Below are 19290 nucleotides of genomic sequence, written 5' to 3'. Positions count from 1 at the left end.
CGGACGGTGTTTTGGAGTCCGGTCAGGCCCGCTCGACGCACATGGCCACGCCCATGCCGCCGCCGATGCACAGCGTCGCCAGCCCCTTCTTCAGCCCCTCGCGCTTCAGTTCGTGCAGCAGGGTGGTCAGGATTCGCGCGCCCGAGGCCCCGATCGGGTGGCCGATGGCGATGGCGCCGCCGTTGACGTTCACCTTGGCCGGGTCCAGCCCCAGTTCCTTCAGCACGCACAGGCTCTGGGCGGCGAAGGCTTCGTTCGATTCCACCCGATCCAGATCGGCGACGGTCCAGCCCGCCTTCTCCAGCGCCTTCTTCGAGGCCGGGATCGGCCCCGTGCCCATCACCGCCGGATCGACGCCCGCCGTGGCCCAGGACCGGATCGTCGCCAGGGGCTCCAGCCCCCGCGCCTTGGCCTCATCGGCCGACATCAGGACCAGGGCCGCGGCCCCGTCGTTCAGGCCGGAGGCATTGGCCGCCGTCACCGACCCGTCCTTGGTGAAGGCCGGACGCAGCTTCTCCATCGACTCCAGGGTCGCGCCGTGACGGATGTATTCGTCCTTGTCGACGGTCACGTCGCCCTTCTTGCCGACGATGACAACCGGCGCGATCTCCTCGTCGAACTTGCCGGCCTTCTGCGCGGCCTCGGCCTTGTGCTGGCTGGCCAGGGCGAACTGGTCCTGGGCCTCGCGGCCGATGTCGAACTTCGCGGCGATGTTCTCGGCCGTCTGGCCCATGTGATAGCCGTTGAAGGCGTCCCACAGGCCGTCCTTGATCATGGTGTCGATCAGCGAGATGTCGCCCATCTTCTGGCCGCCGCGCAGCTGCTGCGCATGCGGCGCCTGGCTCATGCTCTCCTGGCCGCCGGCGACGATCACCTTGGCGTCGCCCGTCAGGATCTGCTGGTAGCCGATGGCCACGGCGCGCAGGCCCGAGCCGCAGATCTGGTTCAGGCTCCAGGCCGGGGTCTCTTTCGGAATGCCCGCCCCCATCGAGGCCTGACGCGCCGGCCCCTGACCCGTCGCCGCCTGAAGCACATGCCCCAGGATCACCTCGTCCACCTCGGCCGGGGCGACGCCTGCCCGCTCCAGCGCCGCCTTGATGGCGATCTCGCCCAGCTTGGACGCCGGCAGGCCCGACAGGGCGCCCAGGAAGGAGCCGACCGGCGTGCGGGCGGCGGAAACGATGACGACTTCGGTCATGGGGAGAAATCCTCTCTGGGGCCGCTTCGGATAGGAGTTCCGTTAGGCCTCTGGAAACTTTGCGTGGCGGTTTTGCCGCATCTGCGAGCATTCGTCACCTGTCGCCTGTCCGTTCAGCCGATAGTCATGCCCGGCCCCCATATTCGACGGAACGATCGGCCGAATGCCGACTTAGGTGGGACGATGCTCGAGACGCTGAAGCGCCACGCCCGACGGATTTGCACCCCGGATCAGATCGATCTGGAGGAGCACTACCAGTCGCCGGCCGAACACACGGCCGATCTGGTCGTCCATGTCGTGGGTCTGACCCTGGCCGCCGTGGGCGGGATCGTCCTGGCCATCCTCTCGGCCTTCTACGCCGGGTTCGGCGCCGTCTTCGCCACCGCGATCTATGCGCTCTGCCTGATCGCCATGCTGAGCTGTTCGACCATCTACAACCTGACCCGGCCCTGCGCGGCCCGACCGGTGCTGCGTCGGCTGGACGAGGCGGCCATCTTCCTGATGATCGCCGGCTCCTACACCCCCTTCACGACCCAGAGGTTCGAAGGCTGGTGGTCGATCGGCTTCACCCTGGTGGTCTGGGCCATCGCCTTCGCGGGCGTCCTCGCCAAGCTGGTGGCGCCGCGCATCTCCGACGCCTTCTGGAGCGGGGTCTACGTCCTGTTCGGCTGGCTGGCGGTCCTGGCGCTGAAGCCCATGATCGACACCGTCCATCCCATCGCCCTCGGCCTCCTGATCCTGGGCGGCCTGATCTACACGGCCGGCGTCTTCTTCTTCATCTCGCCCAAGCTGAAGTATCGCCGCGCCATCTGGCACGGCTTCGTGGTGGCCGGCGCGGGCGTCCATTGGGCGGCGGTTCTGGTGGGCGTTGTCCTCGCCCCCAACATGACCTGACACGAAAGCGTAACACCACTGGCGCCCGGCTTCGCAGTGCGGGATAACAACCGCATAGCAACAAGGACACCGAAGTGGCCGACAGCAATACCCAGGGCGGAAAGACCAAGAACGCGGCCGGAAACGGCGAGCCGGTGGTCATCAAGAAATACGCGAACCGCAGGCTCTACAACACCTCGACCTCGACCTATGTCACGCTCGAGGATCTGGCCAAGATGGTCCGCGAAAACATCGACTTCGTCGTCTTCGACGCCAAGACGAACGAGGAGCTGACCCGTCAGATCCTGACCCAGATCATCTTCGAGGAAGAGAGCCGGGGACAGGCCCTGTTGCCCGTCCAGTTCCTGCGCCAGCTGATCGGCTTCTACGGCGGCCAGATGGAAGGCGTCCTGCCCTCCTATCTCGAGATGTCGCTGGAGAACTTCTCCCGCCAGCAGGAGCAATTCCGCGACCAGATGCAGAAGGCCTTCGCCGGCACCCCGGCCTCGGGCCTGATGAGCGCCGGCTTCATGGAAGCCGCCGCCAAGCAGAACATGGCCATGTTCCAGAACGCCATGAAGATGTTCCCGGCCTTCGCCTACGGCCGCACCGACGCCGAGACGCCGGCTCAGCCGGCCCCCGCCCCGACCTCGGCCCCCGCCGGCGATCCGGCGCTCGACGAAATGCGTCGCCAGATGGACGAGATGCGCGCCCAGATCGACCGTCTCGCGGGCAGCCCCAAGCCGTGACCGACGGCGTCCGCCCTGTCGGATCGGTGAGCGACCGCCGCAGCGGCCAGCGGCGCGAGGCCGAACGCCGCGCCGGCTCCTCCAGTCGCGAACTGGTGCCCGTCGGCAAGGTCGTCGACGAGACGCCGGACCCGGCAAGCCCTGCCGCCTCGACCGCCCCTGCCGATCCGGCCGCCGCCTTCGCGGCCCAGATGTACGGCCAGACGGGCCAGCGGCGCGGGCTCAAGGGCGGCCCTCCGGTGATGGACGCGGCCCGCGCCACCTACCTCGGAGCCGAATATTCGGGCGAAAAGGACCGTCGCCCGCCCGCCGGACTGATCAAGAAGACGGAACTCTAGCGACAGGGGAAAACTGGCCCGGCCCTTGCAGCGAGACAGGCGACTTTCCGTTTTCCGGACGCCGCCATGACCCTCGCCTTCGCCGCCAAAGCCTTCGACGTCCTCGTCGTCTCCCTGATCTTCGCGGCCCTGATCTAGGGTCCGGACTCATTTGGCCCAATAGGCGACGGTGGCGGCGATGAGGACGCTGGAGAGGAAGTTCGCGGCGAGTTTGTCGTAGCGTGTCGCGATACGCCTGAAGTCCTTGAGCCTGGCCCATAGGCGTTCGACGGTGTTCCTCTGTCGGTAGGCGACGACGTCGTAGGGGATGGGCCGCTTGCGCGAGGTCGTGGTCGGGATGACGGCCTCGGCGCGTCGTTCGGCCAGTCGCCTTCGGAGGTGATCGGCGTCGTAGCCGCGGTCCGCCAGCAGCCTTGCGAACGGTCCGGCCGCCTCGATCAGGGCGTGGGCCATGGTGATGTCGTTGGTGTTGCCGGCGCTGAGCAACAGCACACGGGGTCGCCCTCGATCGTCCACGAGGCCGTGGATCTTGGTCGTGCGGCCGCCTCTGGAGCGGCCTATGCCCTGGACGAAGCCCCCCCTTTTGCGCCCGCCGCCGAGCGATGGGCCTTGACCGAGGTGCTGTCGATGGCGGCCGAGGAGTAGATGCCGCTGTGGCCGGTCAGGGCCTTGAAGATGTCGTGCCAAACGCCCTGCCGGCTCCAGCGATTGAAGCGGTTGTAGACCGTCGTGTATGGCCCGTACTCCGGCGGGCAGTCCCGCCAGCGCGCGCCTGACTGCAGCATGTGCACGATGCCCGACAACACGCGGCGATCATCGACCCTGCGCGCCCCTCGCCGTCCCGTCGGAAGGTGCGGCTCGATCCGCGCCCAAGCTTCGTCGTCCAGCCAGTAAAGCTTCCGCATCCAAGGCTCCCTTCCAGAAGCCTTGAATCAGAACGCCAAACTCACCGCCAGACCTTATTGAGTACGGACCCTAGGCCGCCAGGGGCCTCAGGCCCCGCCGAAGTCCAGGTCCTTGCGGGCCGAGATGATGGTCACGATGAACCCGGCCAGCACGTCCAGCATGACCATGGTCACGACCAGGAAGAAGGTCGAGGTCGCGAAGCCCCGGATCAGCAGGAACTCGACCAGGCAGACCACGAACAGGATCATCGACAGGGCGTGATTGACGATCGCCACCTTCTGGCTCGACGTCGATTTCAGCAGTTCGAAGAAGAGCAGGATCAGCGACAGGAACAGGATCAGGTCGCCCACCCCCACGTTCCAGCTCGCGCCGGACGCCATCGGGATCGAGAACATGGGCTGGCGCAGGATGTCGTCGGCCGCAGCCATGCCGCCGCCCCCGCCCGCTCCGAACAGGATCACGATGTTGTAGATCACGACCGGGATGGCCAGAAGAGGCAGGGCGATCAGCATGGTCAGGGTCTCGTGTTTGAACGGCCGAGCTTGTTAACGACGCATACTCCCGTTCGCTCCATACGGCTACGTCAGTTCGCCAGACAGGCGAAACGATGAATGAGAATTATTTCCCTAACCCTCTTGAAACGACGTCCTGCCGCGCCATTTCAGGCTCGGTCTTTGATACGTCGCATTCACGATGACCCTGCACCCTGCACTCCAAATTCCGGGAACAGTGCAGACGGCGCCTAGAACTCGGTGATCGCGCCCGGCCGCCGCGATCGCGTCTTCAGCCACATGACGCCCAGCAGGTCCGAGAACGAGTTCTTCAGCCGGCCCCAGTTCGTATATTTCGACTGGCCCGTCTCGCGGTGGCGATGCCCGATCGGCAGATAGCGGTTCTCGTACCCCTCGCGGATCACCAGGGCCGGCAGATAGCGGTGGACGTGATCGAAGTACGGGAGCCGAAGGAAGACGTCGCGGCGGAAGGCTTTCAGCCCGCAGCCCGTGTCGTCGGCGTCGTCGCCCAGCAGCCGCTTCCGGATCCGGTTGGCCCAGCGCGAGGCCCAGAGCTTGGCCTGGGAATCCTGCCGCTTCTGGCGCACGCCGCCGACCAGAGCGACCTGGGGCGGAGCGTTGATGAGGGCATCCACCAGCTTCGGCGCATCCTCCGGCGGGTTCTGCCCGTCGCCGTCCAGCGTGACCACGATCGCGCCCCGCGCCGCCAGCACGCCCGTCCGCACCGCCCGGCTCTGGCCCGCGTTGGTCGCGTGGGCCAGGACCCGCAGCGTCGGCAGTTCGGCCATCACGGCCTTCAGCTCGGCCAGGGTCGTGTCCTTCGACGCATCGTCGACGAAGATCATCTCATGGGCCCGGCCGCCGAAGGCCGCCGCGATCTCCCGCGCCAGGGGCACAGCGGCCCCGGACTCGTTATGGACCGGCACGACGATGGAGATCGAAGGGAGTTCGGCGCTCTGCATCTTCGCTCTCTAGCTCAAAAATCCGCCCGCTCGCAGCCCCGTTCATGTTGGTGTAGCAAGAGGGCATGACGCGCCCGAACCTGGATCGCCACATCGCCGGCTGGCGCGGCCCTCTGCTGGCGGCGCTCGTCGCCCTGATCGCCGGCCTGCCCAGCCTGTTGCTGCTGCCGCCGCTGGACCGCGACGAAAGCCGCTACGCCCAGGCGACGTCGCAGATGCTGGAGAGCGGCGACTATGTCGACATCCGCTTCCAGAACGACCCCCGCTGGAAGAAGCCCATCGGCATCTACTGGATGCAGGCCGCGGCCGTGGGCCTGACGTCCAAGGTCGAGAACCGCGACATCGCCCCCTACCGCATCCCGTCGCTTCTCGGCGCCATGCTGGCCGCCTGGGCCTGCGCCTGGGCGGGAACGGCCCTGTTCGGCGCGCGCGCGGGCTTCCTTGGCGGCGCCATGCTGGGCGCGACCTTCCTGCTGTCGTCCGAGGCCGGGATCGCCAAGACCGACGCCATGCTGTGCGGCTCGGTGACGCTGGCCATGGCCGGTCTGGCGCGGCTCTATATGGCGTCGCGCATCGCCCCCCTGGTGAAGGGCGATCCGAGCCAGCGGCTGTGGAAGCTGATGTTCTGGCTGGGCACGGGCCTGTCCATCCTCATCAAGGGCCCGATCGGGCTTCTGGTCGTCGTGCCCGCCCTCATCATGCTCTGCCTGTGGGACCGTCAGTGGGCCTGGCTGAAGCGTCTGGGCTGGGGTTGGGGCCTGCCGCTCCTGATCCTGATCGTCGGCCCCTGGGCCATCGCCGTGACCATCGCCACCGACGGCGGCTTCTGGCGCGAGGCCATCGGCAACGACCTCGGCAACAAGGTCACCGGAGCGGACGAAAGCCACGGCGGCTTCATCGGCATGTATGCGGTCATCTCGCCCCTGCTGCTCTTCCCCGCCACCCTGATGCTGCCCGCCGCCCTGTCGACCGGTTGGCATCGCCGGGTCGAGCCCGCGATCCGCTTCCTGGTCTGCTGGCTGGTCCCCTGCTGGCTGATCTTCGAGCTCGCCCCGACCAAGCTGGCCCACTACACCCTGCCCACCTTCGGGGCGATCGCGCTGCTGATGGCCGCCGCCCTGACCCAGCCGATCGGCAAGATTTCGCGCTGGGTCGGCGCGGGTCTCGCCGCCTTCGCCGCCGTGCTGATCAGCGGCATCGCCGTCTATGGCCTGACCGTCTACGGCACCTCGACGGCCCAGACCTGGGCCACCATCACCGTCGTCTGCGCCGTCATGGCCGCCCTGATCGGCGGCTTCCTGTTGCTGAACCGCGCGGCGGTGACCGGCGTCCTGATCGCCCTGGGCTTCGGCATCGTCGCCCATGCGGCCCTGGCCGGGACCATCCGCCAGCTGCGCCCCCTCTCCATCGCCCCGCGTCTGGAGGCCATGCTGGAAAAGAACGGCCTGTCGCCGCGTCAGGGCCTGACCCCCGGTCCGGTCGCCATCACCACCTTCCATGAACCCAGCTTCGTCTTCGTCACCGGCCGCGACACCGAACTGACCGACGCCGCCGGCGCCGCCCGCGCCCTGGCCGAGGGCCGCCCCGCCATCGTCGAGACCGGTGATGACGAGGCCTTCCGTCAGGCCACAGCCCATACCGGCGTGCCCGGCCGCGCCGTCGGCGTGGTCACCGGCCACAACTACTCCAGCGGCGACGACGTCCGCCTGACCGTCTACGCCCCCACCGGTACCGCCGCCGATCCGGAGACACGTCCTTGAGCCGCCCGATCCAGATCGTCGAGGTCGGCCCCCGCGACGGCCTCCAGAACGAAAAGGCCATTCTCGATCCCGCCACCCGGGCCGAGTTGGTTCTGCGCCTCGAAGCCGCCGGGGCGAAAAGGATCGAGGCCGTCAGCTTCGTCCATCCGAAACTGGTGCCCCAGATGGCCGGCGCCGAAGAGGTCATGGCCGCCCTGCCCCACGCCGAGGGCCGCAGCCGCATCGGCCTGGTCCTGAACGGCAAGGGTTACGACCGGGCGCTGGGCACGGGCGTGGACGAGGTCAACGTCTCCCTGTCGGTCACCGACGGCTTCGGCCTGAAAAACCAGGGCCTGGCCGTCCGCGATCAGGTCGCGATGCTCGGCGGCATCCTGGCGGGCCGTCGCAACTCCGAAGGCGGCGACGCGCCGGTCCCCAGCCTGTCGGTCGTCCTCAGCTGCGTCTGGGGCTGCCCCTTCGACGGCGAGGTTTCGGTCGCGCAGGTCAGCGATCTGGTCGCCGAGATCGCCGCCATGGGCGTCTCCGAGATCGGCCTGGCCGACACCATCGGCGTCGGCGATCCCTGGAGCGTCACCCGAAAGATCGAGGCGGCGAAGGCCGTCGCGCCAGACGCTGTCTTGCGCCTCCATTTCCACGACACCCGCAACTCCGGCGTCGCCAACGCCTATGCGGCGGTTCAGGCGGGCGTGGACGTGCTGGACGCCTCGGTCGGCGGCATCGGCGGCTGCCCCTTCGCGCCCGGCGCCACGGGCAATGTGGCGACCGAGGATCTGGCCTACATGCTAGAGCGCGCCGGCTATTCGACCGGCTACGACCTGGACGCCCTGATCGGAACCGCCCGATGGATCGGCGAGAAGATCGGCCGCCCGGCACCCAGCGCCCTCAGCCGCGCCGGAGGCTGGCCGCGTTAAGGCGACGCTGAACCCTTGTCTCGTATGCGTATTCCATTGGAACGAGCCTCGCAGTAGCGTCGCACGGCAAACGGGAGCCTCCGGTTTGGAAGGCAACATCTTCGAAAGCGGCGCCCACGCCGAAAGCGCGATCGATCGGTTGCTGCTGACGACCTGCGCCCTGTTCGACGCGCCGATCAGCATGGTCTCGATCTACGGGGACGACGGCGTCCTGCGCCGGACCATCCTGGGGATGGACGACACCAACATCCCGCCCGAACTCAATGTGACCAAGCTGCTTCTGGCCCAGGGCCCGAAGGCCATCATGATGGTCGAGGATGCGGCCGCCCATCCCCAGTTCTCGACCCATCCGATGGTGGCGGGCGCGCCCTTCATCCGGGCCTATGCCGGGGCGACCATCTGCGACCGCGCCGGACTGCCCGTCGGCTCCATCGGCGTGTTCGACATCGTGCCCCGATCCCTGAACGAGGAGCAGGTGGCGACGCTGCGCCGCCTCTCGATCATGGCCGGCGACCTCTACGACCTGGAACAGGACGAGCGGGCCAGCGCCGCCAAGCGCCAGACCCTGGAACTGGCCGAGGCCATGGCCGGCGTCGGCCATTTCAGCGTCGACGTGGCCTCCGGCAAGGTCACCTGGTCCGACGAGGTCTTCCGCATCCACGGCTTCTCGCCCGGCCAGGTGGATCCTTCCACCTACAGTATGGAAGGCGCCTATAACGAGGATGACGCCGCCGTAGTGCGCGGCTTCATCGATCGGGCCATGACCACCGGCCAAGGCTACGACGCCCACCTGCGCCTGACCCGCCGGGACGGTCAGGAACGGGTCACCCGCACCAAGGCCCGCTGCGAACGCGACAGCAAGGGCAATGTCACGGCCCTGTTCGGAGTGTTCCAGGACATCACCGAGGCCGTCCGCGACAAGGAGGCCCTGATCGAGGCGCGCGACGCCGCCGAGGCCGCCGCCCAGGCCAAGTCCGAGTTCCTGGCCAACATGAGCCACGAGATCCGGACGCCGCTGACCAGCATCATCGGCTTTTCCGCCTTCCTGAAGGCCAGCCCGACCCTGACGGACAAGGAGCGGCATTTCGCGACGCGGATCTCGGCCGCCTCCAACGCCCTGCTGGCGGTGATCAACGACGTGCTCGACTATTCGCGGCTGGAGGCCGATGCGGTCGAGCTGGACAGCGCCCCCTTCGATCCGCACGTCCTGGCCGAGGGCGCCGCCGCCATGGTCGCCGACCAGTGCCGCGCCAAGGGTCTGACGCTTGAGACCCATATCGAGGCCTCCGTCCCCGCCTCCGTCGTCGGGGACGAGAACCGGCTGCGTCAGGTCCTGCTGAACTTCCTGTCCAACGCGATCAAGTTCACGGCCGAGGGCTCGATCCGCCTGACTGTGGCGGACGGCGACGGGCGTCTGAGGATGTCGGTCAGCGACACCGGCATCGGCATCTCGCCGGAGGCCGTTGATCGGCTGTTCGATCGCTTCACCCAGGCCGATTCCTCGACCACACGCCTCTATGGCGGCACCGGCCTCGGCCTCGCCATCTCCAAGCGGCTGATCCAGCTGATGGGCGGCCAGATCGGGGCCGAAAGCACCCCCGGCCACGGCTCCACCTTCTGGTTCGACGTGCCGATGGACGAGGCGGCGGCCTAAGCCGCCTCGCTCCGGATCAGAGGTTCAGCAAGGCCGGATCGCCGCCCTGAGCGGAGATGTTGTTCGAGATCGCCTTTTCCGACGCATAGCGGATCAGGCTGTTCGGACCGCCGGCCTTGGGCCCTGTACCCGACAGGCCCTCGCCGCCGAACGGCTGGACACCCACGACGGCGCCGGTGACACCCCGGTTGATGTAGACGTTGCCGGCCGGGACCAGTGAGATGACTTCCTCGGCGAAGGCCTCGATACGCGAGTGGACGCCCAGCGTCAGGCCATAGCCCCGCGCCGCCAGCTTGCCCGCCACCGCCTTCAGGTCGGCGGGGTCGTAGCGGTAGACGTGCAGGATCGGGCCGAAGACCTCGCGTTCCAGATAATCCGGGCTCGGAATTTCGGCGATGGTCGGGGCGAACAGGTCGCCACGTTCCGAGCCCTCCGGCATCATGGCGCGGGCCACGACCTTGGCGTCCTTCTGGAGGCGTTTGACGTGGGCCTCCAGCATCTGGCGGCTCTCCGGGTCGATCACCGGGCCGATGTCAGAGGCCGGGTCGGACGGATCGCCCAGCACCTGGGCGGCCAGCGCGCCCTTCAGGCCTTCGATGAGGCTGTCGGCCGAATCCTTCGGCGCATAGAGGACGCGCAGGGCAGAGCACCGCTGACCGGCCGAGCCGAAGGCCGACAGGATCACGTCGTCGATGACCTGTTCGCGCAGGGCCGTGGTGTCCACGAACATACCGTTCAGGCCGCCCGTCTCGGCGATGAAGGGGATGATGGCGCCCGGCCGCGCGGCGATGGAGCGGTTGATGGCCGCGGCCGTGTCCGTGCCGCCCGTGAAGGCCACGCCGTCGACGACCGGGTGCGAAACGAGCGCCGCGCCCACCGTCTCGCCGCGACCGGGGACGAGGGCCAAGAGGTCCGGGTTCAGCCCGGCCTTGTGATAGAGGCGCACCGCCTCCGCCGCGATCAGGGGCGTCTGTTCCGCCGGCTTGGCCAGGACCGCGTTGCCGGCCGCCAGGGCCGCCGCGATCTGGCCGGTGAAGATGGCCAGGGGGAAGTTCCACGGGCTGATGCAGGCGAAGACGCCGCGTCCGTGCAGGACCAGACGATTGGTCTCGCCCACCGGGCCGGTCAGGGGCTGAGGCCCACCGAAGTCCTTCTCGGCCAGCATGGCGTAGTAGCGGCAGAAGTCGGCGGCCTCGCGCACCTCGGCCACGCCGTCGTTCAGCGTCTTGCCGGCTTCGCGCGACAGAAGGGCGACCAGCCGGTCCATGTCGGCTTCCAGCGCATCGGCCATGGCCCGCAGCACCGGCGCCCGGCGCGATCCGCCCGCGCGGTCCCAGGCGATCTGGGCCTTGGCGGCGGCGTTGGCGGCGTTGTCGATGTCCTGGGTCGAGGCCTCCGACACATGGCCCAGCACCTGGGACCGGTCGTAGGGGTTGGTCACGTCCTGGGCGTTCGTCCCGGCCATCAGCTTGCCGCCGACAATGGGGCCGCTTGTCAGCTTTTCCGCATCGACCTTCTGCAGGGCGGCGGCGTGCCGCTCGCGGTCGGCCTTCTGCGAATAGTCGCGACCCAGAGAGTTTTGGCGGTCCATGTACATGTCCTTGGGCGTGGGGATCTTGGCGTGGCGGTCGGGATGGGCCTCGACCGAGGCGATGGGGTCGGCGGCGACGGCGGAGGCGGGCACCCGTTCGTCCAGCAAGGCGTGGACGAACGACGAGTTGGCGCCGTTCTCCAGCAGACGACGCACCAGATAGGGCAGCAGGTCCTCATGCCCGCCGACGGGGGCATAGGCGCGCACCGTCACCGGACCGAAGGTCTCGGCGGCGGCGTCATACAGGGCCTCGCCCATGCCGTGCAGGCGCTGGAACTCGATCTTGACCCCGGCTTCCTTCGCCATCCGATGCACGGCGGCCAGCGAATGGGCGTTGTGGGTGGCGAACTGGGCGTAGAGGTGCGGTGCCGCCTCGATCATGGCCCGCGCGCAGACCAGATAGTTCAGGTCCGTCGCCGCCTTGGTCGTGAAGACCGGATAGTCGGTCCGGCCCGCGACCTGGGCGCGCTTGATCTCGGTGTCCCAATAGGCGCCCTTAACCAGACGGACCATCAGGCGACGACCCGAGGTCCGGGCCAGTTCGGCGACGCGGGCGATCACCTCGGGGCCGCGCTTCTGATAGGCCTGAACCGCCAAGCCGAGACCCTTCCACTGACCCAGCTCGGGCTCGCGCGACAGGCGGTCCAGCAGCTTCAGCGACAGGGCGAGGCGGTCCGCCTCCTCCGCGTCCATGGTGAAGTTGATGTCGGCGTCGGCGGCGATCTTCGCCAGCCTCAGCACGCGCGGATAGAGCTCGTCCCAGACGCGGCCCTCGTGCGTGGCCTCATAGCGGGGCGACAGGGCCGACAGCTTGACCGAGACGCCGTGCCCAACCTCGGGCCCCTGCCCCTTGGCCGTCTTGCCCACGGCCGTGATCGCGTCGGCGTAGATCCGCTCGTAGCGTTCGGCGTCGGCGGCGGTGCGGGCGCCTTCGCCCAGCATGTCGAAGCTGCACAGCCAGCCTTCGCGATTGGCGCGCTTCAGGGCCGCCTCGATGGTGCGGCCGACCACGAACTGCTCGCCCATGATGCGGACGGCGGCGGCCACGGCCTGGCGGATCACCGGCTCGCCCAGCCGCCCGGCGACGCGGGTCAGGAAGCCCGGCAGGTCGGTCTTGGCCTGTTCGTCGGCGTCGACCAGCTTGCCCGTCAGCATCAGCCCCCAGGTCGAGGCGTTGACGAACAGGCTGTCGGATTGGCCGAGGTGAGAGGCCCAGTCGGCCGAACCGATCTTCTCGGCGATCAGCCTGTCGCGCGTGCCTTCGTCGGGCGTGCGCAGCAGGGCCTCGGCCAGACACATCAGGGCCAGACCCTCGCGGGTGCCCAGCGAGAACTCCTGCAGGAAGCTTTCGACGACGCCCTGCTTCTTCTGGCTCTTCCTGGCGTGTTCAACCAAGCCCACGGCCTCGTCCACCACGACCTGACGCTCGGCGGCGTTCAGGGGCGCGGAGGCCAGCAGGCCCCGGATGATGGAGGGTTCGTCGGCGAACTTGCCGTGATCCAGCGTGTCCCAGTCCTGGGACAGGGCGAGAACCGGCGAAACAGGGGTGGTCGTCATGGCGTCTCAGCGCGTCCCGATCTTTGAGCGAACCTGCCTATATGCCGGAGCCGGTCGAATGTGCTTCGCATGATGGCTGTCACAAACGAAGTTTCTTCGGCTAGAAGGCCTCATGGCCGCCGATAATTTGGATTCCGTCGATCGCCGCCTCCTGAAGGCGCTTCAGGAGGACGGCCGTATCTCAAACGCGGAACTCGCCCGGCGGTGCAATCTATCGCCGGCCGCCTGTTTCGAACGGGTCCGGCGGCTGCGGGAGCGTCAGGTCATCACCGGCTACGCCGCTCTGATCGACCCGGCCAAGGTCGGGCGCGGCCTGATGATCTTCGTGGAGGTGCTTCTGGATCGTACCACTGGCGACCAGTTCGAGGCCTTCGCCGAGATGGTCCGCCGCCAGCCCGAGGTGCTGGAATGCCATATGGTGGCGGGCGGCTTCGACTACCTGATCAAGGCCCGCGTCGGCGACATGGACGCCTATCGCGCCTTCCTGGGCGACGTCCTGACCCGGATGCCCGGCGTGCGCGAGACCCGCACATACGCGGTTCTCGAAGAGGTGAAGTCGACCACCGCATTGCCGCTTTAGGACTGTCTCGCCATCGTCGTCGGGACCCGCTAAAGCTGCCTGCTCGACAATGGCGGGGAGCCGTTCGGCCCACATGCGCATCGTACTGGCCACGGACGCCTGGGAGCCCCAGGTCAACGGCGTCGTCCGCACCCTGACCCGCACGGTCGCGGAATGCCGCGCCATGGGCCATGAGGTCGAGGTCATCGAACCCAGCCAGTTCCGCACCATCCCGGCGCCCACCTATCCCGAGATCAAGCTGGCCCTGGGCGCTGAAGAAGAGATTCGCGAGAAGCTGCGGGCGCTAGAGCCCGAGGCGGTCCACATCGCCACCGAGGGGCCCATCGGCATCGCCACCCGCCGCATCTGCGTGGAGTGGAAACTGCCCTTCACGACCAGCTATCACACGAAATTCCCGGAATATATTTCGGCGCGTTTCCCCGTCCCGGTCCAGGTCGGCTACGCCTACATGAAATGGTTCCACAAGCCGTCGGGCCGGCTGATGGTCGCCACCCCCACGCTCAAGAAGGAGCTTGAGGAGCATGGCTTCAAGAACATCTCGCCCTGGACGCGGGGCGTCGACACCGACGTCTTCCGCCCGGACCTGGAACGGATCTTCGACGAGCTGGGCGGCAAGGACTGGCCGCGCCCCTACTGGCTGAACGTCGGCCGAGTGGCGGTCGAGAAGAACATCGAGGCCTTCCTGGAGACCGACCTGCCGGGCACCAAGATCGTCGTCGGCGACGGTCCCGCCCGGGCCGAGCTTCAGGCCAAGTATCCGGAGGCGAAATTCCTCGGCGCCCGGTTCGGCGACGAACTGGCCCGCTGCTTCCGTGACGCCGACGTCTTCGTCTTCCCGTCGTGGACCGACACCTTCGGCCTGGTGATCCTGGAAGCCATGGCCGCCGGCACGCCCGTCGCCGCCTATCCGGCCCACGGCCCCATCGACCTGGTCCCCGGCTCCAACGCCGGCGCCATCGACGAGGACCTGAAAACCGCCTGTCTCGAGGCGCTGAAATGCGACCGCGACGCGACCCGCGCCTATGCCGAGAAGTTCAGCTGGCGCGCCTCGGCCGAGCAGTTCGTGCAGAACCTCGAGCCCTATCCGGATCCGGAGCGCGGCCGCTTCTGGCGGCGCCTGCGCCGCATCGCCCGCGTCCGGCGTAGAGCCGCCGCTTGATCGACCTCTTGTTCCGGCGTCTTCGCCGACTGTTGCAGACCCCCTACGGCCAGTCCAACCCGACCAACCGCGAGCGGTTCGAAACCGTGTTTCGCACGCGCCGCTGGGCCACCGGCCAGTCGGTTTCCGGGCCCGGATCGGACCTCGGCTCGGGCTCGGTCGAGCATTCCATCCGTATGCTGACGAAGACCGTCGACGAGCTGGGCGTCCGCTCCATCGCCGACGTCCCCTGCGGCGATTTCAACTGGTTCGACCTGTTCCTGCGGGACCGGCCCCAGGTCGACTACGTCGGCTACGACATCGTCGCGCCCCTGATCGCACAGAACCGCGCGGCCCATCCAGGGCGGCGGTTCGAGGTGCTGGACATCGTCACCGAGGTTCCCGCGCCGGCCGACCTGATCTTCTCCAAGGACCTGGTCAACCACCTCTACGAGCGGGATGTCTGGGCGACGCTGCGCAACATGTCGGCGTCGGGCGCCCGCTGGCTGATGATTACCTCCAACACCGGCGCCCCGAACAAGGAACTGACCTTGCTGCGATCGGGCGCCTCGCGCGAACTGGATCTCCAGACCGCGCCCTACAGCCTGCCGACCCCGGTCTGGTCGGATCACTATCTGTCGCTGTGGCGGGCCGAGGACGTGGCCGCGCGCGTGGCCGAGCACGACCGCCAAACGGCCTGACTACTCCGGCCGCGCCATCGGGGTCATGGCCGTGGCGATGGCGCGCTGCTGCACCAGTTCCGCCTCCGGCAGAGGCACCAGACCGCGATCCTGCAGATATCCGCCCCGGCCCACGGCCGCTTCGGACGTGAACTCGATCAGGAACTCCTGCAGGCCCGGCGTCACCCCGATGTGGGCCTTCTTCACATAGATGTAGAGGCTGCGCGCCAAGGGATAGGTGCCGTTCGAGATGTTCTCCGGGGTCGGATAGACGCCGTCGATGGTCTCGGCCTTCACCACATCCATGTTCTGCTCGAGGAAGGAATAGCCGAACACGCCCAGCGATCCCGGCGTACGGGTCAGGGTCTGCAGGATGGCGTTGTCGTTCTCGCCCGAGTCGACCCAGACCCCGTCCTCGCGCACCGTGTGGGCGATGGCCTCGAAGCGGTCGGCGTCCTGATCCTCGACCGCGGCCACTGCCGGCACCAGCTTGGCGCCCGGCGTCATGCCCAGCTCCAGGAAGGCGTCGCGGGTGCCCGAGGTCGGGGGCGGGCCATAGACCTGTATGCGCTGGTTCGGCAGACCCGGATTGACCTGCGACCAGGTGCGGGCCGGGTTCAGAACGAAGGTCCCGTTCGGCCCCGGAACTTCCTTGGCCAGGCCTTCGTAGAGGTCGTTCAGTTCGAAGTTGAAGCTGGCGCCGGTGCGGGCCGTGGCCACGACGATGCCGTCATAGCCGATCTTCAACTCTACGATCTCGGTCACGCCGTTCTCGGCGCATTTGTCGAACTCGGACTTCTTCATCGGCCGCGAGGCGTTGGCGATGTCCGGGGTCGAGGGGCCGACGCCCTGGCAGAAGGCCTGGATGCCGCCGCCGGTGCCCAGGGCCTCGACGCGCGGCGGGGCGCCATCCGGATTGTTGCGGCCGAAATTCTCGGCCACCCGCGTCGCGAACGGGAAGACGGTCGAGGACCCGGCCGCCCAGATGCCGCTCCTCTGCCCGCCGCCTTCGCCGCAGGCGGCAACGCTCAGGGCCAGAACGGCGGTTCCGGCGACGAGCAGCCGGCGGGGCGTAAGGAACGACATCGAACAGTCTCTCAGGCGACGCGAAGTTGCGACGCTTAAAGCAGACGTTTGCGCATGGCTTGTGACAGCATGTCGATCAGCGTCACGGCGATGACCACGATGATGACCGCTGCAGACACCTGCCGATACTGGAAGGCATTCATCGCGTCGAACAGCACGGCGCCGATGCCCCCGGCTCCAATCAGACCGAGTACAGTCGCGGAACGGCTGTTGGATTCGAACCGGTACAGAGCAAACGAAGTCCACAGCGGTGCCACCTGGGGGATAACGCCCCAGACGATCTCGTGCAGGCTTGAGGCCCCGGTGGCGCGCACGCCTTCAACCGGCCCCTTGTCGATCGACTCCACCGCCTCCGAGAACAGCTTGGCCAGAACGCCGGAAGTGTTGAGGGCGATGGCGAGAACGCCAGGCAAAGGACCAAGCCCCACCGCCACGACGAACAGAAGGCCGATGACGAGGTCGGGGATCGACCTCAGCAGGTTCATGACGAGACGAACGGGCGTTACAACCCAAACCGGCGCGACATTCCTTGCCGCCGCCAGCCCCATGGGAACGGCCGCAAAGACAGCCAAGAACGTTCCCCACAGCGCAATCTGGACCGTCTCCCACATCTTTTCGACGAAGAGCTTCCAGTTGCTGAAATCAGGCTTAAGCAGCTCCCCAGCGAGCAACTGCGTCGTTGGATTGTCACCAAACAGGCGCGGCAGGTTTCCCAGGTCGACGTCGCCGACGCTGTAGATCAGCAGCACCAGAACGCCGCCCCAGATCAGGACGTCGAGGGCCCAGGCGCCGGCCGATTTGGCGGGCGGCTTGGGAATGGCGCCGGTGGTGACGGCGGCGTCGGTCAAGGCTGGACCTCGCGGAGCGCGCGCAGGCGCTGCAGTTCGGCCTCGGCGGCGGTCACGGCGGCCGCATCGTTCTTGGCGCGGGCTTCTTGCAGCTGCTGGTCGGCGACCATCTCGCGGATCGGGTTCAGGTAGCTGTCATCGGCGGCGCGGAACTGGGAATACTCCAGACCGGCCAGCACGCGACGCTGACGCTCGGCCTCCGGGCCCGTGCCCTGGCCATAGGTCAGGAAGAAGCTGCGGATCTTTTCCTTGATGGCCGGGTCCAGGTCGCTGCGGACCAGGATGCCCGACTCAGGGATCGGCGGGGACTGCCAGATCTCGGTGATCTGGGCCGCGATGGCCGGGTTCTGGCGGTTCAGGAAGACGGTGTTGACCGTGTTCGAGGTGGCCACGTCGACCACGCCCGTGGCGACGGAGAAGGCGTTGGCCTGGTGGTTGGCCGAACGGACCGTGGCGAAGCACTGGGCTGGGACGATGCCGCGCGGATTGAACAGGAAGGCCATCGGAGCCAGCGTGCCCGAGGTCGACTGGGCGTCGCCGATGCCGAAATCGAAGCGCTTGCCGCAGGCCAGGACCTGATCCAGCGTGATGCCCGAGCCGGTCTTGACGATCAGGGTCGAGCTGTAGCTGTCGTGCCCTTCCTTGTTGACCGTGCGGGCGATGACCTCGGCGTCGGCGCGGTCGATGGCCTCCACCGCCGGCTTGGCTGAGAACCAGGCGACCTGGGTCTGGTTGCCGCGCATGGCTTCCACCAGGACGGTGTAGTTGGAGCCGAAGAAGGGCTCGACCGGCACGCCGATCGACTTGGACATGTCGTCCAGCAGGGGCTGCCACAGCGGGCCGGCCGAGGCCTGGCCTTCGGCCGACAGGATCGAGAAGGTGATCGAGGACGGGGCGCCGCCCGCCTTCTTGTCGTCGCCGCCGCCACAGGCGGAAAGGCCCATCAGGGCCACGGCGGCGCCGATCAGGCCGGCCCGGCGGGTGAAGGAGGCGAAGCTCATGCCTTGGTTTCCCAGAACGCGTCCTCGAACTCGGGACCGTAGATGTCGATGAGGCGGGTGGTGTCCAGACCGGTCGAGGGGCCGTCGTAGACAACCTTGCCCATCTTCAGGGCGATGACCCGGTCGCAATAGCGGATGGCATAGTCGACCTGGTGAAGGGTGACGATGACGCCCATGCCGTCGCGCTTGTTCAGTTCGACCAGCAGTTCCATCACCTTGCGGGCGGAGACCGGGTCCAGCGAGGCGACGGGTTCGTCGGCCAGAATGCCCTTCGCGCCCTGGACCAGGGCCCGGGCGATGGCGCCGCGCTGCTGCTGGCCGCCCGACAGGGTGTTGGCGCGCTGGGCGGCGTAGTCGGACACACCCACGCGGTGCAGGGCGGCCATGGCCTTGGTCTTGTCGGCCGAGGGCCAGGCCCCGAACAGACCCTGCCAGCCGGGCAGACGCCCCAGGGCGCCCAGCATGACGTTGGAGAACAGGCTCAGGCGGCCGACCAGATTGAACTGCTGGAAGATCATGCCCAGCTTCTGGCGCGCGGCGCGGACGGCGGGGGTGGTGCGGCCGTTCTTCTGGACGCAGGCGCCGAAGACGTCGATCTGGCCCGAACCGGCGTCGATCGACTGCAGGCCGGTGATGGAGCGCAACAGGGTGGACTTGCCCGATCCGGACGGACCGATCAGGGCGACCATCTCTCCTTCGGCGACGGAAACGGAGACGCTGTCCAGCGCCTTCCGGGCTCCGAAGGTCTTGGAGACGTCTCGGGCCATGACCATTCCGGTCAAGGCGGGGCCGGACGCTGCGCTGGCGGCGGATGAACTCATGAACTCGCTGTCGGCGGCTGACGGAACAGGCGCCGAATGACGCGTGAAACGCGTTCCGGCAAGTCTTAATGCCATGTGCGGCGACGTGGCGTCCAGCGTGACGGCGACCGTCGCCCCGCGACGTT

Annotated in this window: 17 protein-coding genes and 1 pseudogene; 9 read left to right on the top strand and 9 right to left on the bottom strand. The window is 67.8% G+C overall.

Translation table 11 applies throughout. The features are described 5' to 3' along the window. Window positions 1-22 precede the first annotated feature (22 nt). Complete coding sequence (locus tag ACETK8_RS04345) at window positions 23-1198, bottom strand: acetyl-CoA C-acetyltransferase (RefSeq protein ID WP_374038291.1); 1176 nt, start codon at window positions 1196-1198, stop codon at window positions 23-25. A 183-nt stretch (window positions 1199-1381) separates the two neighbouring features. On the opposite strand from ACETK8_RS04345, the gene trhA reads away from it, so the two are divergent. From trhA to ACETK8_RS04330, 3 genes are all read left to right on the top strand, one after another. Then, window positions 1382-2092, top strand: coding sequence for a PAQR family membrane homeostasis protein TrhA (gene trhA / locus ACETK8_RS04340; protein ID WP_374038290.1), 711 nt, complete (start codon window positions 1382-1384; stop codon window positions 2090-2092). 74 nt (window positions 2093-2166) lie between these two features. Next, on the top strand, window positions 2167-2820 hold the full coding sequence (gene phaR, locus ACETK8_RS04335; protein WP_374038289.1) for a polyhydroxyalkanoate synthesis repressor PhaR: 654 nt from the start codon (window positions 2167-2169) through the stop codon (window positions 2818-2820). Next, on the top strand, window positions 2817-3158 hold the full coding sequence (locus tag ACETK8_RS04330; RefSeq protein WP_374038288.1) for a hypothetical protein: 342 nt from the start codon (window positions 2817-2819) through the stop codon (window positions 3156-3158). Before phaR ends, ACETK8_RS04330 begins: the two co-directional genes overlap by 4 nt. Before the next feature lie 147 nt (window positions 3159-3305). Here the strand turns inward: ACETK8_RS04330 and ACETK8_RS04325 are convergent. The 3 genes and pseudogenes from ACETK8_RS04325 to ACETK8_RS04315 form a co-directional block, all read right to left on the bottom strand. Then, window positions 3306-4063 (bottom strand): annotated as a pseudogene (locus ACETK8_RS04325) (IS5 family transposase). 87 nt (window positions 4064-4150) lie between these two features. After that, the gene (locus ACETK8_RS04320) at window positions 4151-4576 is read right to left on the bottom strand and encodes a hypothetical protein (RefSeq protein WP_374038287.1); all 426 of its coding nucleotides are present in this window, start codon (window positions 4574-4576) and stop codon (window positions 4151-4153) included. Window positions 4577-4806: 230 nt separating this feature from the next. After that, window positions 4807-5538 carry a glycosyltransferase family 2 protein gene (locus ACETK8_RS04315; protein ID WP_374038286.1) on the bottom strand — a complete coding sequence of 244 codons (732 nt, stop codon included), beginning with the start codon at window positions 5536-5538 and terminating at the stop codon, window positions 4807-4809. Window positions 5539-5603: 65 nt separating this feature from the next. Here ACETK8_RS04315 and ACETK8_RS04310 point away from each other — a divergent pair, with 65 nt between their 5' ends. The 3 genes from ACETK8_RS04310 (at window position 5604) to ACETK8_RS04300 (ending at window position 9863) form a co-directional block, all read left to right on the top strand. After that, window positions 5604-7298: an ArnT family glycosyltransferase gene (locus ACETK8_RS04310; protein ID WP_374038285.1), complete on the top strand. Its 1695-nt coding sequence runs from the start codon at window positions 5604-5606 to the stop codon at window positions 7296-7298. Then, entirely contained in the window at window positions 7295-8209 is a 915-nt protein-coding gene (locus ACETK8_RS04305) for a hydroxymethylglutaryl-CoA lyase (RefSeq protein ID WP_374038284.1), read from the top strand. Before ACETK8_RS04310 ends, ACETK8_RS04305 begins: the two co-directional genes overlap by 4 nt. A gap of 85 nt (window positions 8210-8294) precedes the next feature. Further along, window positions 8295-9863 (top strand): GAF domain-containing sensor histidine kinase, encoded by a 1569-nt coding sequence (locus ACETK8_RS04300; protein ID WP_374038283.1) that lies wholly within the window; start codon window positions 8295-8297, stop codon window positions 9861-9863. Window positions 9864-9879: 16 nt separating this feature from the next. Here the strand turns inward: ACETK8_RS04300 and putA are convergent, their stop codons facing one another. Further along, window positions 9880-13011: a bifunctional proline dehydrogenase/L-glutamate gamma-semialdehyde dehydrogenase PutA gene (gene putA, locus ACETK8_RS04295; protein ID WP_374038282.1), complete on the bottom strand. Its 3132-nt coding sequence runs from the start codon at window positions 13009-13011 to the stop codon at window positions 9880-9882. Between the two features lie 112 nt (window positions 13012-13123). Here putA and ACETK8_RS04290 point away from each other — a divergent pair, with 112 nt between their 5' ends. The 3 genes from ACETK8_RS04290 to ACETK8_RS04280 all read left to right on the top strand — a co-directional run bounded on the left by ACETK8_RS04290 (window position 13124) and on the right by ACETK8_RS04280 (window position 15430). Then, window positions 13124-13591 carry an Lrp/AsnC ligand binding domain-containing protein gene (locus tag ACETK8_RS04290; RefSeq protein ID WP_374038281.1) on the top strand — a complete coding sequence of 156 codons (468 nt, stop codon included), beginning with the start codon at window positions 13124-13126 and terminating at the stop codon, window positions 13589-13591. A gap of 73 nt (window positions 13592-13664) precedes the next feature. Then, window positions 13665-14750, top strand: a complete 1086-nt coding sequence (locus ACETK8_RS04285; protein WP_374038280.1) for a glycosyltransferase family 4 protein — start codon at window positions 13665-13667, stop codon at window positions 14748-14750. Further along, window positions 14747-15430: a class I SAM-dependent methyltransferase gene (locus ACETK8_RS04280; protein ID WP_374038279.1), complete on the top strand. Its 684-nt coding sequence runs from the start codon at window positions 14747-14749 to the stop codon at window positions 15428-15430. The genes ACETK8_RS04285 and ACETK8_RS04280 overlap by 4 nt, the downstream gene beginning before the upstream one ends. Here the strand turns inward: ACETK8_RS04280 and ACETK8_RS04275 are convergent, their stop codons facing one another. From ACETK8_RS04275 to phnC, 4 genes are read right to left on the bottom strand one after another with little or no spacing between them, the layout of a single operon-like run. After that, complete coding sequence (locus ACETK8_RS04275) at window positions 15431-16495, bottom strand: substrate-binding domain-containing protein (RefSeq protein ID WP_374038278.1); 1065 nt, start codon at window positions 16493-16495, stop codon at window positions 15431-15433. Window positions 16496-16530: 35 nt separating this feature from the next. Next, complete coding sequence (gene phnE / locus ACETK8_RS04270; protein WP_374038277.1) at window positions 16531-17343, bottom strand: phosphonate ABC transporter, permease protein PhnE; 813 nt, start codon at window positions 17341-17343, stop codon at window positions 16531-16533. Beyond that, on the bottom strand, window positions 17340-18344 hold the full coding sequence (gene phnD, locus ACETK8_RS04265) for a phosphate/phosphite/phosphonate ABC transporter substrate-binding protein (protein ID WP_374038276.1): 1005 nt from the start codon (window positions 18342-18344) through the stop codon (window positions 17340-17342). Before phnD ends, phnE begins: the two co-directional genes overlap by 4 nt. Next, the gene (gene phnC, locus ACETK8_RS04260) at window positions 18341-19111 is read right to left on the bottom strand and encodes a phosphonate ABC transporter ATP-binding protein (RefSeq protein ID WP_374038275.1); all 771 of its coding nucleotides are present in this window, start codon (window positions 19109-19111) and stop codon (window positions 18341-18343) included. The genes phnD and phnC overlap by 4 nt, the downstream gene beginning before the upstream one ends. Window positions 19112-19290: the final 179 nt, after the last annotated feature.

Origin of the sequence: Brevundimonas staleyi (assembly GCF_041893865.1) — a bacterium.
GTDB classification, from domain to species: Bacteria; Pseudomonadota; Alphaproteobacteria; order Caulobacterales; family Caulobacteraceae; genus Brevundimonas; species Brevundimonas staleyi.
The sequence above is the reverse complement of the archived record's forward strand: the minus strand, read 5'-3'. Positions and strand labels throughout refer to the sequence as shown.

Excerpts from the sequence above, each read along its gene's own strand:
- ACETK8_RS04345 (WP_374038291.1), bottom strand. The coding sequence starts at position 1,198 with ATGACCGAAGTCGTCATCGTTTCCGCCGCCCGCACGCCGGTCGGCTCC.
- trhA (WP_374038290.1), top strand. The coding sequence starts at position 1,382 with ATGCTCGAGACGCTGAAGCGCCACGCCCGACGGATTTGCACCCCGGAT.
- ACETK8_RS04320 (WP_374038287.1), bottom strand. The coding sequence starts at position 4,576 with ATGCTGATCGCCCTGCCTCTTCTGGCCATCCCGGTCGTGATCTACAAC.
- ACETK8_RS04315 (WP_374038286.1), bottom strand. The coding sequence starts at position 5,538 with ATGCAGAGCGCCGAACTCCCTTCGATCTCCATCGTCGTGCCGGTCCAT.
- ACETK8_RS04310 (WP_374038285.1), top strand. The coding sequence starts at position 5,604 with ATGACGCGCCCGAACCTGGATCGCCACATCGCCGGCTGGCGCGGCCCT.
- putA (WP_374038282.1), bottom strand. The coding sequence starts at position 13,011 with ATGACGACCACCCCTGTTTCGCCGGTTCTCGCCCTGTCCCAGGACTGG.
- ACETK8_RS04290 (WP_374038281.1), top strand. The coding sequence starts at position 13,124 with ATGGCCGCCGATAATTTGGATTCCGTCGATCGCCGCCTCCTGAAGGCG.
- ACETK8_RS04285 (WP_374038280.1), top strand. The coding sequence starts at position 13,665 with ATGCGCATCGTACTGGCCACGGACGCCTGGGAGCCCCAGGTCAACGGC.
- ACETK8_RS04275 (WP_374038278.1), bottom strand. The coding sequence starts at position 16,495 with ATGTCGTTCCTTACGCCCCGCCGGCTGCTCGTCGCCGGAACCGCCGTT.
- phnD (WP_374038276.1), bottom strand. The coding sequence starts at position 18,344 with ATGAGCTTCGCCTCCTTCACCCGCCGGGCCGGCCTGATCGGCGCCGCC.
- phnC (WP_374038275.1), bottom strand. The coding sequence starts at position 19,111 with ATGGCCCGAGACGTCTCCAAGACCTTCGGAGCCCGGAAGGCGCTGGAC.